The 14,375-nt window shown below is 71.4% G+C and carries 10 protein-coding genes; 3 read left to right on the top strand and 7 right to left on the bottom strand.

The window, feature by feature from the left end:
• Positions 1-340 precede the first annotated feature (340 nt).
• The gene (locus tag IEZ10_RS17950) at positions 341-1,390 is read left to right on the top strand and encodes a CAP domain-containing protein (RefSeq protein WP_229811380.1); all 1,050 of its coding nucleotides are present in this window, start codon (positions 341-343) and stop codon (positions 1,388-1,390) included.
• Positions 1,391-1,769: 379 nt separating this feature from the next.
• Here IEZ10_RS17950 and ilvC read toward each other — a convergent pair whose 3' ends face one another.
• The 5 genes from ilvC to IEZ10_RS17925 all read right to left on the bottom strand — a co-directional run bounded on the left by ilvC (position 1,770) and on the right by IEZ10_RS17925 (position 9,280).
• A complete protein-coding gene (gene ilvC / locus IEZ10_RS17945) occupies positions 1,770-2,750 on the bottom strand; it encodes a ketol-acid reductoisomerase (RefSeq protein WP_189247743.1) in 981 nt (326 codons plus the stop codon).
• Between the two features lie 39 nt (positions 2,751-2,789).
• Positions 2,790-3,314, bottom strand: coding sequence for an acetolactate synthase small subunit (gene ilvN, locus IEZ10_RS17940; protein WP_179824903.1), 525 nt, complete (start codon positions 3,312-3,314; stop codon positions 2,790-2,792).
• Between the two features lie 58 nt (positions 3,315-3,372).
• A complete protein-coding gene (locus IEZ10_RS17935; protein ID WP_268246332.1) occupies positions 3,373-5,130 on the bottom strand; it encodes an acetolactate synthase large subunit in 1,758 nt (585 codons plus the stop codon).
• A 278-nt stretch (positions 5,131-5,408) separates the two neighbouring features.
• A complete protein-coding gene (locus IEZ10_RS17930; protein ID WP_229811379.1) occupies positions 5,409-8,108 on the bottom strand; it encodes a putative bifunctional diguanylate cyclase/phosphodiesterase in 2,700 nt (899 codons plus the stop codon).
• A 263-nt stretch (positions 8,109-8,371) separates the two neighbouring features.
• Positions 8,372-9,280 (bottom strand): 2-hydroxyacid dehydrogenase, encoded by a 909-nt coding sequence (locus IEZ10_RS17925; RefSeq protein ID WP_189247650.1) that lies wholly within the window; start codon positions 9,278-9,280, stop codon positions 8,372-8,374.
• 71 nt (positions 9,281-9,351) lie between these two features.
• Between IEZ10_RS17925 and IEZ10_RS17920 the strand changes: the two genes are divergently transcribed.
• On the top strand, positions 9,352-10,515 hold the full coding sequence (locus IEZ10_RS17920; protein WP_229811378.1) for a PQQ-dependent sugar dehydrogenase: 1,164 nt from the start codon (positions 9,352-9,354) through the stop codon (positions 10,513-10,515).
• A gap of 748 nt (positions 10,516-11,263) precedes the next feature.
• Here the strand turns inward: IEZ10_RS17920 and IEZ10_RS17915 are convergent.
• Complete coding sequence (locus tag IEZ10_RS17915) at positions 11,264-11,884, bottom strand: TetR/AcrR family transcriptional regulator (RefSeq protein ID WP_189247649.1); 621 nt, start codon at positions 11,882-11,884, stop codon at positions 11,264-11,266.
• A gap of 75 nt (positions 11,885-11,959) precedes the next feature.
• Here IEZ10_RS17915 and IEZ10_RS17910 point away from each other — a divergent pair, with 75 nt between their 5' ends.
• A complete protein-coding gene (locus IEZ10_RS17910) occupies positions 11,960-13,063 on the top strand; it encodes an FAD-dependent monooxygenase (RefSeq protein WP_189247648.1) in 1,104 nt (367 codons plus the stop codon).
• A 108-nt stretch (positions 13,064-13,171) separates the two neighbouring features.
• On the opposite strand, the gene IEZ10_RS17905 is transcribed toward IEZ10_RS17910, so the two are convergent.
• Entirely contained in the window at positions 13,172-13,972 is an 801-nt protein-coding gene (locus IEZ10_RS17905; RefSeq protein WP_189247647.1) for a glycerophosphodiester phosphodiesterase family protein, read from the bottom strand.
• Positions 13,973-14,375 lie beyond the last annotated feature (403 nt).

Genomic DNA, 14,375 nt, shown 5'->3' with positions numbered 1-14,375 from the left:
TCCCACCCGGAACCGGTCCTCGATCCCACCCGGTGCGACCTGAGATCTCACCCGGTGTGACCTGACGGTCCACCCGATGTGACCGATCGGCCCGTCCGGCGCCGATCAACCGGGCAAGATTTTTCCGCCCGCCGGGCCTCTGCCGCCGCCGTGTCCGCACGGCGGCGGCAGACCAGCTCAGGGGACAGATTTTCGGACAGACGGGAACGGTCCCAGACGCACCAGCGATCACTTTGGTTTACCGACAACTCAAGATTTTGTCCGAAATTTCGTGACAGGGGCGTTGTGCCGCCGCCAGAATACGGGTTCGATCCGGCCTCAACCCTCTGGAGGACTCAACATGCGCAGACCGCTGGGGGCACTCGCGTGCCTTGGAACTCTGGCGGCACTGAGCGCTCCCGTCGCCGCGAACGCGGCGGCCTCGCCGTCCGCGTGCGATGTCCACGCGGACCGGCCCCTCGTCACCGCCACCGGGAAGATCCACGCGTCCGCCACGCGGCTCGGCTGCCGCGACACCGCCCTGGTGCGGATCCAGATCAAGCGGGCGGTCGCCGGCGCCGACCCGGTCGTCAAGAGCGGCGCCTACAAGGGCCGCAACGGCCGGGCCCTCATGACCCTGCGGTGCGCGCCGGGCGTCTACTACACCGTCGTCCGTGACAGCCGCGGCCACACCGCCACGTCCGAGGCGGCCAGGCTCTCGTGCGACCCCGCCGCGACGCCGACCGCCGCCCCCTCGCCCACGGGCACGGCCGCCCCCACGACACCCCCCACCGCGACGGCCAAGCCGACCACGCCCCCCACCGCGACGGCCGCCCCCACCGCCACCGCCAAGCCCACCGCGGCTCCGACGACGGCTCCGACGGCGGCCCCGACGGCGACCGCCGCCCCCACCGCGACGGCGAAGCCCACCACGCCGGCCACGCCGCTGCCGACCCTGACCCCCGCCCCGACCGCGACGGCCACCGCCAAGCCCACCCCCACCTCCACCGCGGGCACGGTCGGCACGGCCGACGAGAACGAGGTGCTGCGCCTGACCAACGTGGAGCGCGCGAAGGGCGGCTGCCAGCCGCTCAAGCACGACCCGCAGCTCCGCGCCGCCGCCTACGGCCACTCCGCCGACATGGCCGCCAAGGGCTACTTCAGCCACACCTCCCAGGACGGCCGCAGCTTCATGGACCGCATCCGCGCGGCGGGCTTCACCGGCGGAACAGGCTGGGCGGAGAACATCGCCATGGGCCAGCCGACCCCGGCCGCCGTGGTCACCTCCTGGATGAACAGCTCCGGTCACCGGGCCAACATCATGAACTGCAAGTACACCCTCATCGGCGTCGGCGCGGCCAAGAACTCCAAGGGCCAGATCTACTGGACCCAGGACTTCGCCGCCCGCTGAGACACCGCGGGACGCCGAAGGCGCCGCGAGGCGCCGACCGGCACTGAAAGACCCCAAAAGACACTAAAAGACACCAAAAAACACTGAAAACACTGAAAGACGCGTCCGGCCCGCTCCCCCTCACGGCGGGGGCCGGCCCGGACGACCCCGGTGACCGCCGGGGTGGCCCCACCGGGCCGTCCCGGCGGCCCGGTCCCCGCGGCCCAGACCGCGGGGATCCCTTCCCCCTCTCCTCCCACCTGGGCCGGGCCGGTTTCCGTTCCTCCCCGCGGACGGCCCGGAAAGCGGAGGAGACGGCGACGCCCCCGCGGAATCGTCCGCGGGGGCGTCGCCGTACAGGGCGCCCCTCCCGGACAGCGGGTCCGGGAGGGGCGTGCCACTACTTCAGCCAGCTCATCATCGGGCGGAGCTTGGCGCCGGTGGTCTCGATCGGGTGCTGGGCCAGGTCCTCACGGTAGGCGGTGAACTTCTTCTGGCCGCTGTCGAACTCGTCGACCAGCTCGCGGGCGAACTCGCCGGACCGGATCTCGTCGAGGATGCGCTTCATCTCCTTCTTGGTCTCCTCCGTCACGACGCGCGGGCCGCGGGAGTAGCCGCCGTACTCGGCGGTGTCGGAGACCGACCAGTACATCTTGTGGATGCCGCCCTCGTACATCAGGTCGACGATCAGCTTCATCTCGTGCAGGCACTCGAAGTAGGCGACCTCGGGCTGGTAGCCGGCCTCGATGAGGGTCTCGAACCCGGCCTTGATCAGCTCGGAGACGCCGCCGCAGAGGACCGCCTGCTCGCCGAAGAGGTCGGTCTCGGTCTCCTCGGTGAAGGTCGTCTTCAGCGCGCCGGCGCGGGTGCCGCCGATGGCCTTGGCGTAGGACAGCGCGAGGTCCCAGGCGTTGCCGCTGGCGTCCTTCTCCACCGCGACGAGGCACGGCACGCCGCGGCCGGCGCTGTACTGGCGGCGGACGAGGTGGCCGGGGCCCTTGGGAGCGACCATCGCGACGTCCACGCCCTCGGGCGCCTCGATGAGGCCGTAGCGGATGTTGAAGCCGTGGCCGAAGAAGAGCGCGTCGCCCTCGACGAGGTTCGGGGCCACGTGCTCGGCGTACAGGTGGCGCTGGATGTGGTCCGGCGCCAGGATCATGATCAGATCGGCTTCCTCGACGGCCTCGGCGGGCGTGAGCACGCGCAGGCCGTCGGCCTCGGCCCGCTCCCGGCTCTTGGACCCCTCCGGCAGGCCGACGCGGACGTCGACGCCGGAGTCGCGCAGGGACAGCGCGTGCGCGTGACCCTGGCTGCCGTACCCCAGGACGGCCACGTGCCGGCCCTGGATGATCGACAGGTCGGCCTGGTCGTCGTAGAAGATCTCAGTCACTTGCTTAACCTTTCGGGTTTCTCGTACGGCTTACGCGGTCCGGTCCAGGGCCCGCAGAGAGCGGTCGGTGATGGAGCGGGCACCGCGGCCGATGGCCACCATGCCCGACTGGACGAGCTCCTTGACGCCGAACGGCTCAAGGAGCCTGACGAACGCCTGCAGCTTGTCCGGGGTGCCGGTGACCTCGATTGTCACCGCGTCCGGGGCGACGTCCACGCAGCGCGCCCGGAAGAGGTTGACCAGTTCCAGCACGCTGGAGCGGGTCTCGGCGTCGGCCCGCACCTTGATCAGCGTGAGCTCGCGCTGCACGGCCTGCGCCGGGTCGAGCTCCACGATCTTCAGCACGTTGACCAGCTTGTTGAGCTGCTTGGTCACCTGCTCCAGCGGCAGCTCCTCGACGTTGACCACGATGGTCATCCGGGAGATGTCCTCATGCTCGGTCGGGCCGACCGCCAGCGAGTCGATGTTGAACCCGCGGCGGCTGAACAGCGCGGCGACGCGCGCCAGAACGCCGGGCTTGTTCTCCACCAGCACCGAGAGCGTGTGCCTGCTCATGCCTTCCTCCTCGCCGGGCGTCTCGCCGAGCCGCCGTGCCTGTCCGTCAGCCCGCCGCTCACACCTGGTCCTCGCCGTCCCAGACGGGCGCCATGTCGCGGGCGAACCTGATGTCGTCGTTGCTGGTCCCGGCGGCGACCATGGGCCAGACCATGGCGTCCTGGTGGACCACGAAGTCGATCACGACCGGGACGTCGTTGATCTCCATCGCCTTCCCGATGACCTCGTCCACGTCCTCGGGACGCTCGCACCGCAGGCCGACGCAGCCGTAGGCCTCGGCGAGCTTCACGAAGTCGGGGATCCGGCGGACCGTCTGCAGGTTGGTGTTGGAGTAGCGCTCGTTGTAGAAGAGCGTCTGCCACTGCCGGACCATGCCGAGGTTGCCGTTGTTGATGACCGCCACCTTGATCGGCACGCCCTCGATCGTGCAGGTCGCCAGCTCCTGGTTGGTCATCTGGAAGCAGCCGTCGCCGTCGATCGCCCAGACGACCGCGTCCGGACGGCCCATCTTGGCGCCCATCGCCGCCGGGACCGAGAAGCCCATCGTGCCGGCGCCGCCGGAGTTGATGAAGGTGCCGGGGTTCTCGTAGCCGATGAACTGCGCCGCCCACATCTGGTGCTGGCCGACGCCCGCGGTGTAGATCGCGTCCGGGCCGACGAGCGCGCCCAGCCGCTCCATGACGTACTGCGGGGCCAGGGAGCCGTCCTCGAACGTCTCGTAACCCAGCGGGTACGTCGTCCGGTAGGCGTCAAGCTGGGTCCACCACTCGGCGTAGTCGCCCCTGCGGTCCTCCTTGCCCACCGCGGCGATCAGCTCGGCGATGACCTCCTTGCAGTCGCCCACGATCGGGACGTCCGCGTGCCGGTTCTTGGAGATCTCCGCCGGGTCGATGTCGGCGTGGACGACCCTGGCGTGCGGCGCGAAGGTGGACAGCTCGCCGGTGACACGGTCGTCGAAGCGGACGCCCAGTCCGATGATCAGGTCGGAGCGCTGCAGCGCCCCGACGGCCGGCACCGAACCGTGCATGCCCGGCATGCCCAGGTGCTGGCGGTGGCTGTCGGGGAAGGTGCCGCGCGCCATCAGCGTGGTGACCACCGGGATGCCGGTCATCTCGGCGAACTCCCGCAGCTCCGGCGCCGCGCCGGCCTTGTGGACGCCGCCGCCGACGTACAGCACCGGCCGCCTGGCCTCCACGATCAGCTTCGCCGCCTCGCGGATCTGCTTGGAGTGCGGCCGCGTCACCGGGCGGTAGCCGGGAAGCTGCATCACCGGCGGCCACTGGAACTCCGTCGTCGCCGTGAGGGCGTCCTTGGAGATGTCCACCAGGACCGGTCCGGGGCGGCCGGTCGAGGCGATGTGGAACGCCTCGGCGATCGTCCGCGCGATGTCGGCCGGGTCGGTGACCAGGAAGTTGTGCTTCGTGATCGGCATGGTGATGCCGGAGATGTCGGCTTCCTGGAACGCGTCGGTGCCGATGGAGCCGCTGGCCACCTGACCGGTGATCGCGACGATCGGGACCGAGTCCATGTAGGCGTCGGCGATCGGGGTGACCAGGTTGGTCGCGCCCGGACCGCTGGTGGCCATGCAGACCCCCACCTTGCCGGTGGCCTGCGCGTACCCCTGGGCGGCGTGCCCGGCGCCCTGCTCATGCCGTACGAGCACGTGACGGACCTTGGCGGAGTCGTAAAGGGGATCGTAGGCGGGAAGGATCGCGCCGCCCGGGATGCCGAACACGGTGTCGACCCCGACGTGCTCCAGCGCCCTCACCAGCGCCTGGGCTCCTGTCATCTGCTCGGTCATCGGCTCGTTCCTCATGTGGCTGAGCGGGATGTTATGGCATAAAAAAGGCCCCATCCCACCTTGCCGGCGGGTCTGGGGCGGCGCGCAGGACGAAGTGCTTCGCTTATCGGCCCGCGCGCCGGCGAAGTACTACGAGAATCCCACGGTGATGCATGGCTCCCACCATGGCCGACATTGCGGCCCTGAGTCAAATTGGTGGGACGGGTGTCTCACACTCCGAGATGAAATTCCGGGCAGGAGAGGCCCATGGGACGGCCGCGCCGTACGGGACACCTCCCCGTACGGCGCGGCCGTCAGACGGCGCTGTGCAGACCCGCGGGCATGAGCTCGTCGATCCCCCGGGCGTCCATCGGCCGCGCCACCAGGAAACCCTGCCCCCGGGTGCAGCCCATCTCACGCAGCAGGTCGAGCTGCTCGGGCCGCTCGATGCCCTCCGCCACCACGATCAGCCCCAGATCATGGCCGAGCCGTACGATCGTGCGGGTCAGCAGGGTCAGCGTCTCGTCGGCGCCCAGCCCGGACACGAACGACGGATCGACCTTGATCATGTCCACCGGGAGCTGCCGCAGCAGCGCCAGCGAGGCGTAGCCCGTCCCGAAGTCGTCGATGGCCAGCCGCACCCCCAGCTCGCGCAGCTCCGACAGCCGGGTGAGGGTCTCCTCGGCGTCCTCGACCAGCATCTCCTCGATGACCTCCAGCGTCAGCGCGCTGGGCGGCAGGCCGCTCTCGGCGAGCGCCGACTCGACGGTCTCGACGAACCGCGGGGCCATGATCTGCCGCGCCGACAGGTTGAGCGACAGCCCGATGTCCCAGGAGGACGCCCGCCACGCCGCCACCTCCCGGCAGGCCCGGCGCAGGATCCACTCGCCCAGCGGGACGATCAGCCCGGTGTCCTCGGCCGGGCCGAGGAACCGCTCCGGCGGCACGAACGCGCCGTCCCGCCACCAGCGCACCAGCGCCTCCACCGCGGTGACGCGCGAGGTCGCCAGGTCCACCATCGGCTGGTACTCGATCGCGAACTGGTCCTCCAGCAGCGCCCGCTGCAGGTCGGCCGCCAGCTCCAGGCGGCGCACCACGTCGGCGTGCATGTGCGCGGCGAACACCTCCACCCGCGGCCCGCCGATGTCCTTGGCCCGCGCCATCGCCACGTCCGCGTTGCGGATCAGGTCGGCCGAGGAAACCTCCTCGTCGGCGAAGGCCACCCCGACGCTCGCGGTCATCGCGATGTCGCGGTCGGCCACCCGGAACGGCTCGGCGGAGACCGCCCGGACCAGCCGTTCGGCGAGGTCCACCGCCGTCTGGGCGTCACCCGCCACCTCCAGCAGCACCGCGAACTCGTCGCCGCCCCAGCGCGCCAGGGTGTCGTCGGCCCGTACGGCCGCGCGCAGCCTGCGGGCCGCCTGCCCCAGGAGGTAGTCGCCGCTGGCGTGGCCCACCGAGTCGTTGACCGCGGTGAACCCGTCCAGGTCCAGGAACACCACGGCGACGCTGTTCACCCCGGGACGGGCCAGCACCTCCCGGGTGCGCTCCTCGAAATAGGCGCGGTTGGGCAGGCCGGTGACGCCGTCGTGGAACGTCAGGTGCGCCACCTGGTTGCGCAGCGCCTCCTGGCCGCTGACGTCGCGGGTCGTGACCAGCAGGAGGTTCTCACCCCGGGAGTGCCGGGTGGCCACCGACTCGGTGGGCCGCCAGGTGCCGTCGGCCGCCCGCACCCGGCATCCGATCATGCAGGTGCCGCCGCCCTCGGCCTGCTCGTCCGCGAGGCTCATCGCGCGCAGCGCCATCTGGATGCCCGGGACGTCCTCGGGGTGGATGTAGTCGAAGATCGAACCGCCGATCATGTCCTCGGGGCGGTAGCCGTAGGTGACCTCCACCCCCTCCCCGATCTCCCGCACCACGCCCGCGTGGTCGCACAGAAGAACCACGTCACCGGTGCTCTCCGCGAGATCCTGCAGCTGCCGCTCGCCGAGATCCATCAGACGCCGCATCCGGCCGGCGTCGGCCAGCATCACGAACAGCCGCACCACCAGGACCGCGACGACCGACGTCGCCACCAGCGCCGGTACGGCGGGCGGTCCCGCCACGCCCCCACCCAGCAGCCGCAGGACCAGGGCCACGGTCGCCACGAGCACCAGGATCAACGGCACCGCCGCGATCAGCGAGGAGGCGGCCTGCGCGCCCGCGCCTACCTCCACGCCCGCGTCCGCGTCCGCATCCGCACCCGTGTCGTCACCCGGGTCCGGGGCGTCGGGCGCGCGCGCCGTACGGCGGCACCAGGGGACGGCGGCGAACAGCAGGAAGGCCACCGGCGCGAGCCACAGCCCGAACGGCGACGGATCGTCGCCCGTCATCCGGGTCAGCGCGCCCGCCGTCTCCGTGGCGGTGAGGGCGGCCAGCAGCCCCAGCGCCGCCAGGCCGACCGGCCCCGCCGACCGGCGGGCGGGCAGCACCGCGGGCCCCACCGCGCAGGTGAAGGCCAGGCAGAGCACCGGCGAGGCCAGGCTCACCGCGAAGACGCCCGGCCCCCCCGAGTCGTGGTAGGCCGGTCCGAGCAGGGTGACCCAGCCGACCAGGAATATCGAGGCGGCGCTCACGTAGGCGTCGGAGGCGTCACGCAACGACGCCCGCCCGTACGCCGGCCGGACGGCGCACAGCCCCGTGCCGATGGCGAGCATCGCCGTACCGGCCAGGACCATCAGGTCGGCGAAGCTCACCGCGAACGGCGTGCCGTCCGCGATCGGCCGCACGCCCGCCCCGGCCAGCCAGGTGGCCGCGCCCCCCGCCAGCCAGCGCCAGGCACGCGCCTCGCGCCGGTCGGCGATCCGGAGCACCGCCATGATCAGTGACACGACGGCGACCGCCGCCGCGGCGACACCCGCCACCGCCCCGGCGACCGCGGCCGAGGCGCCGTCGGCGAGCGCGGCGGCCAGCCCCGCCGCGCCGAGCCCGGCGACCGCGGCCGGCGGCACCCGGGGGTCACGCCAGCGGATCAATGTCGTCTGCCCATCGGTGTCGTCTCGTCCTGCCTCCGCGGCGTTCCCTTGGCCGCCGCTCCAGCGTCGCCGCTGTCACCACGTCATCCTTCGTCCTCCGCCCGAACCGGGCGGCACACGACCAGTCTGTGCTCCCCGGTCGGCGCGGATGGTGACAACGCCGTAGTCGTCACCGATCTGATAACCATGTAACGATCGAGATCGCGCCATCCACGGTAGGCGGCGGAGGTCACGAGGCAGCCACGGCCGGATTCCTTTCCCGGTCAGTACGAGCCGGTGATCACGTTCTTCAGCGGCTCCCCCGCCAGATACCGCAGCAGCTGCGAACGGAGCAGCCGCAGCGTGCGCCGCCCGGAGGCCGGAGTGCTGCCCGCGACGTGCGGCGTGACGAACACCCCGGGAGCCGTCCACAGCGGGTGCCCCGGGGGCAGCGGCTCGGGATCGGTGACGTCGAGCGCGGCCCGGATCCGGCCCCGGCGCAGCTCGGCGACGAGCGCGCCGGTGTCCACCACCCCGCCCCTGGCCGCGTTCACCAGCACGGCGCCGTCCTTCATCGCCGCCAGGAACGCCGCGTCCACCAGGCCCGCCGTCTCGGGCGTGGACGGCACCAGCAGCACCACCACGTCGGCCTGGGGCAGCAGCTCCGGCAGCTCGTCCTGACCGTGCACGCCGTCCCTCGCGGTCCTCGCCACCCGGACCACGTCCACCTCGAACCCGTCGAGCCTGCGCTCCAGCGCCTCGCCGATCGATCCGTAGCCGACGATCAGCACCGTGGAGTCGGCGAGCACACCCGTGTGACGGTAGGCCCACTCCCCGCGCCGCTGGGCGGCGGCGAACTCCGGGAAGTCCCGCAGCACCGCGATCATCGCGCCCACCGCCCACTCGGCCGTCCCGGCGTCGTGCACCCCTCGGGCGTTGCACAGCACCGCGCCCTCGGGCAGGTGCGGCCGGTACCCCTCCACCCCGGCCGTGACGGTCTGCAGCAGGCGCAGCCCCGACATCCGGCCCAGCAGCCCGGCGACGTCCGGCACCGGCATCAGCGGGGGGATCCAGACCTCCACCTCCTCCGCCCCGGCCGGGTGGGGACCGGTGCCGTCGTAGACGACGCACTCCACCTCGGGCAGATCACACAGGACATCGGCGGCGGCTCGGGAGGGGACCCAGATCTTCATGTCCCGCATTATCCAAGGGATCACTCCGGAACCTCTTCGGGTATGCAGCGGTATTGACGGAGGAGGTAAACATGATCCGCTTCGCACGCTCGGCCCTCGTCGTGGCCGTCACCTCGGGGACCGCCCTGGCGGTCGGCTGCTCGGCGGCCCCGGCCGAACGCTCCTCCGGCCCGTCCGCCCCGGGCTCGCAGAGCGCCCCGAGCACCCCGGGCGGCCAGGGCTCCCCGAGCACCCGGGACGCCCAGGGCTCCCCGGAACCGCCCGCCACCGGCGCCCCGGCGGGCGAGCCGCGCACCCTCGCCGAGAACCTCGCCGTCCCCTGGGGCATCGCGTTCCTGCCCGGCGGCGACGCCCTGGTGACCGAGCGCGACACCGCCCGGCTGCTGCGCGTCACCCCGGGGGGCAAGGTCACCGAGGTCGGCCGGATCGACGGCGTCAGCCCCTCCGGCGAGGGCGGCCTGCTGGGCGTCGCGGTCTCCCCGACCTTCGCCGACGACCACCGGATCTTCGTCTACTTCTCCTCAGCCCGCGACAACCGGATCGTGCGCTACCGCTACGACCGCGAACTCGCCGACCCCACGGTGATCCTCGACGGCATCCCCCGGGGCGCCATCCACAACGGCGGCCGCCTGGCCTTCGGCCCCGACGGGTACCTGTACGCCAGTACCGGCGAGACCGGGAACCAGTCGCTGGCGCAGGCCCTCGGCTCCATGGGCGGCAAGATCCTGCGCATGACCGAGGACGGCAGGCCCGCGCCCGGCAACCCGTTCCAGAACGTGATCTGGAGCTACGGCCACCGCAACGTCGAGGGCCTGGCGTGGGACCGGTCCGGGCGGATGTACGCCAGCGAGTTCGGGTCCAGCTCGTTCGACGAGATCAACCTCATCAAGAAGGGCGCCAACTACGGCTGGCCCGAGGTCGAGGGCACCGGCGGCGGCCCCCGGTTCACGGACCCGATCGTCACCTGGCCCACCTCCGAGGCGTCCCCCTCCGGCCTGGCCTACGCCGACGGGTCCCTCTGGGTGGGAGCCCTGCGCGGCCAGCGGCTCTGGCGGGTCCCCCTGAACCCGGACGGCACCGCCGGCAAGCCCGTCCCGCTCTTCGAGAACCGGTACGGCAGGCTCCGGGCGGTCGCCACGGCACGGGACGGGTCGCTGTGGTTCGGCACCAGCAACAAGGACGGCCGCGGCTCTCCCCGCCGAGGCGACGACCGCCTCCTGGCCCTGAAACCGTAGGGCTTTCCCGGAGCGGGTCCCTTTTCGCAGGCTGGGGCTTTCGCGCTGCGGGTGGCTTGGGCGGGTTCCGCGTGTTCAGGCTGAGTCTTTTCGCGTTTGGGGGTGTTTGCCTGGGTTGGGGCGGGCCGGTGGTTGCCGGGCTGGTCGGTGATTGCCGGGCTGGTCGGCGGTTCGCGCTGCGGTGGGTGGGTGTTCCGGCCGGCGTTGTGGCTGGGCTCCGGTGGTCTCCGGCCTCCGGCCTGGCCTCGGGCGCGACGGTTTCCGGCGTTTTGAAGCCGGCCGGAACACCCACCCACCTCCGCGCCATGCCTGCTTCGTTCGTACGGCGTGCTCGCCGTAGCTGCTCTCTTTCCGCCGGCCCACGGTCCGCACCGCCGCTGAAGCCTCCCTTCCGCCCGGTTCAGGGAGGAGCGCCGTAGCCTTGCGGCCACACTGGCGGGGGAGAGCGCAGGGCCGGGCGCCGTAGCTTCTCCCTTTCGGGCCGCCCAGAGTCCCCGCCGTAGTCATTCTCCTGGGACTCGCGGGCTCTGTAGCCACTTCCTTGGGCCCGCAGGCTCTTTGGAGCGAACTGCTCGATGGCCGCGAGACGTACGACAGTGCCACCCGCCTCGGTCGCGCGGGATGATACGGCGGGCTGCGGGCCCCACGCCGCGGGTAAGGCCGGGCTCCCGGCGTGCCGGTGAGCCGGGCCGAGGACGGTCAGTCGGTGCCGCCCCGACAGGTCCCCGGTTCGGCGATACGGCCTGTCCTATGTGTGCAGCCTGCCCTGTTCGCGGAGCCAGGGCCGCAGTGCGGCGTCCGTCGCCTCCTCCAAGCGGCGGCTCATGACGGCGGGATCGTCGCCCGCCGTCTCCAGCAACACCTGCAGAGCCCCGGTGACCGCCCCGATGAACGCCCCCACTAGAGCCGCCGCCCCGGTTTCGTCCAGCTCCTCGGCATAGGCCGCGCACAGGTGACGCGCGATCTCCCGCTGCGCGTCGAACTGGAGTTGCAGGCCGCGCCCCCGTACCGCGGGTTCGCTCCGGAAGAACCGCAACCGGAGCGCGGCCACCCTGCTCACCATCTCGTCGCTGTCATGGTTCACGTTGCGCAGCGCGCGCAGCAGCACGTCGGCCGGCCGGTCCTCGGGCCCGCGCGCGGCGATGGCCTCGATGGCGGCCGCGACCCGCGAGTCGCTCTCGGGGAAGAGCACCTCCTCCTTGCTGGCGAAGTAGCTGAAGAAGGTGCGTGTGCCGATCTCGGCCGCCTCGGCGATGTCGGCGACAGTCGTGCCCTCGTAGCCGCGCTCCTCGAACAACTCCACGGCGGCATCGACGATCGCTCGGCGGGTGCGCTGCCGTTTCCGTTCACGCAGGGTGAGCTCAGCCATGCCGCAGACGATACCGCACAGAATGCCTATCGACACTCATTGCGAATTTGCATCGAGTGCAGTTATGGTCCAAATATGAGAAGCGTGTTGATCTCGGGAGCCGGCATAGCCGGGAACACTCTCGCCTACTGGCTCACCCGCCACGGGTTCGAGCCCGCCATCGTGGAACGCGCCCGAGGACAGCGTTCCAGCGGCAACCCCGTCGATGTGCGCGGTCCCGCCCGTGAGGTCGTCGAACGCATGGGGGTTCTGCCCAAACTGCGTGCCGCAGCGACACGCGTGACCCGGCTGAGCTTCGTCGATGACCACGGCAAGCGGGTCGGCGGCGTATCCATGCCCTCCGGCGGCATCGAATTGCCCCGCGCCGACCTGGCCCGCATCCTCTCCTCAACAGTGGCCGCCGACTACCTCTACGACGACACCGTCACCGCTCTGCACCAGGACCCCGGCGGCGTGAACGTCACCTTCGAGAACGCCGCACCCCGCCGCTTCGACCTGGTCATCGGCGCCGACGGACTGCACTCGGCGGTCCGCCGCCTGGCGTTCGGCCCGGAGCAGCGGTTCATCGACCATCTGGGCATCTACGTGGCCACCCTGCCCCTGCCCGGCCTCGCCCTCGACCCACATGAGGTGCTCATGCACAACACCCCCGGCCGGGCCGTCTCCCTGCACCCCGGCAGTGGTCAGGGCGGGGTCGGGTTCTTCTTCCGTAGTCCCGCCGTGCCCGGTTTCGACCACCGGGACACCACCCAGCACAAGCGGCTGCTCGCCGGTGCCTTCGCCCGGGGTTCCTGGCGCATCCCCGAGCTGCTCGACCAGGTACGGCAAGCGGACGACCTCTTCTTCGACTCCGTCAGCCGGGTACGTCTTGACAGCTGGTCAACCGGGCGGATCGCGCTGCTCGGCGACGCGGCCTCCTGCGTCTCGCTGTTCGGCGACGGATCCACCCTGGCCATCGCCGGTGCCGCGACCCTGGCCGATGCGCTGGCCACGCACCGGGACGACCACGCGGCGGCGTTCCGTGCCTACGAGGCCCGGCACCGCCTGTTGACCAACCCCAAGCAGCGCTTCGCCTCCCCTGCCTCCCGGCTGCTCATCCCGGCCACCAGGTACGGCATCGCCGCCCGCAACGCCGGCGCGCGCCTGCTGTCGGCGGTCTCGGGCGCCCGCGCCGCCTGACCGGCGCCGAGATCCGCCCACGCATGCGGCGACCTCACGGGATCGAGCGGGGAGGAGCGAAGAGCATGCGGGATCAGAGGCGCGCAGAGAACTCGGAGTGAGAGTTGATCAGGCGCACTTGCCCTTGAGCCACTTGCGGTAGGCGTCGGTGAAGGTGGTGGCCACGCGCTTCGGTCCCTGGTCGAGGACGCTCTGCCACTTGGCGGTGTTCCCGGTCCAGGCGGGCGGCGGCTCCTCCCATTCGACGCTGTCCGTCCACACCGGCCTGTTACGGAGAACGTTCGAGAGGCCCTGGGCGTTGACGCGGCTCTGAAGCTCGGCCCAGATCGCGGAGTCGTGCGAGTAGACCATGATCTCCTGGGCGCCGTAGTTCTCCTTGATCGGACCGAGGATCTCCGACCAGGCCCGGGACTTGATCGCCGCATCCCCGTTGAACAGGGACTGCTTGGCCGCCGGCTTGATCTCGACGAGCGCGATCATGTTCCTGGAACGCATGGCGCTCAGCCACTCCCGGAACGTGTAGACGGTCTCCCCGACGTACACACCCCGGTTGATGCGCCGCCCCTGGAGTTTGTCATCGCCGGTGGCCCACCAAATCTGGTTGACGGGTTTCTTCACCCCGGTCAGGCCCCAGGTCGAGTCGTTGTGCCACATGACCGCCTTGGTGCCGTCCCTGGTGAGCTGCAGGTCGGCCTCCACCCCGGCGGCACCCCAGTTCTTCTGCTGCTGGATGCCGGTCGGGTGGTTGGGCTGGCGGACCTGGTCCCGGTTCCACGTGTCGGAGCCGTTCGCCCCGCTGGGATAGCCGCCGTGGCCGAAGATCAGAGGGCAGGCGGGCAGCGCCGCCGCGGCGGCGGGAGCGGCGGGCAGGAGGGTCGCCGTGGTGCCGACGACGAGGGCCGCGAGCACGCCGCGAACGGACGAGAGACGTAGCGGGGCATCGCCGGCCGGGGAGGTGCGGGGGTACGGAGATCTCAAGGGGACCTACTTTCGGTTCGGGAGGCCGACTCCAGCCTCCCAGCGGCCCCAAAGATCCACAACCGCTCCGAGGCTCCTTCGGCAGCGGCAGGACACCGGCACGAGCGGGTCGTACGGCTCGGCGGATGGACGTCAGGGGCCGTGTCGAGGCCGTTCACCGGCGATCACCGCGATCCACAACCGCCGACCCGCCATCGGCGGGAACCAGGTTGTACGGCGGCGCGTCATGCATGCGGGCCCTGCGAGGATGCCCCAAGCCCATGCGGGGCTCCCGCAGCCGACCCATCAAAGAAGGGCGGCTACGGCGGGGACCGTGGGCGGCCAGAAAGCGAGA

The sequence above is a fragment of the Streptosporangium pseudovulgare genome (assembly GCF_014648055.1).
Classification (GTDB): Bacteria; Actinomycetota; Actinomycetes; order Streptosporangiales; family Streptosporangiaceae; genus Streptosporangium; species Streptosporangium pseudovulgare.
The sequence above is the reverse complement of the archived record's forward strand: the minus strand, read 5'-3'. Positions and strand labels throughout refer to the sequence as shown.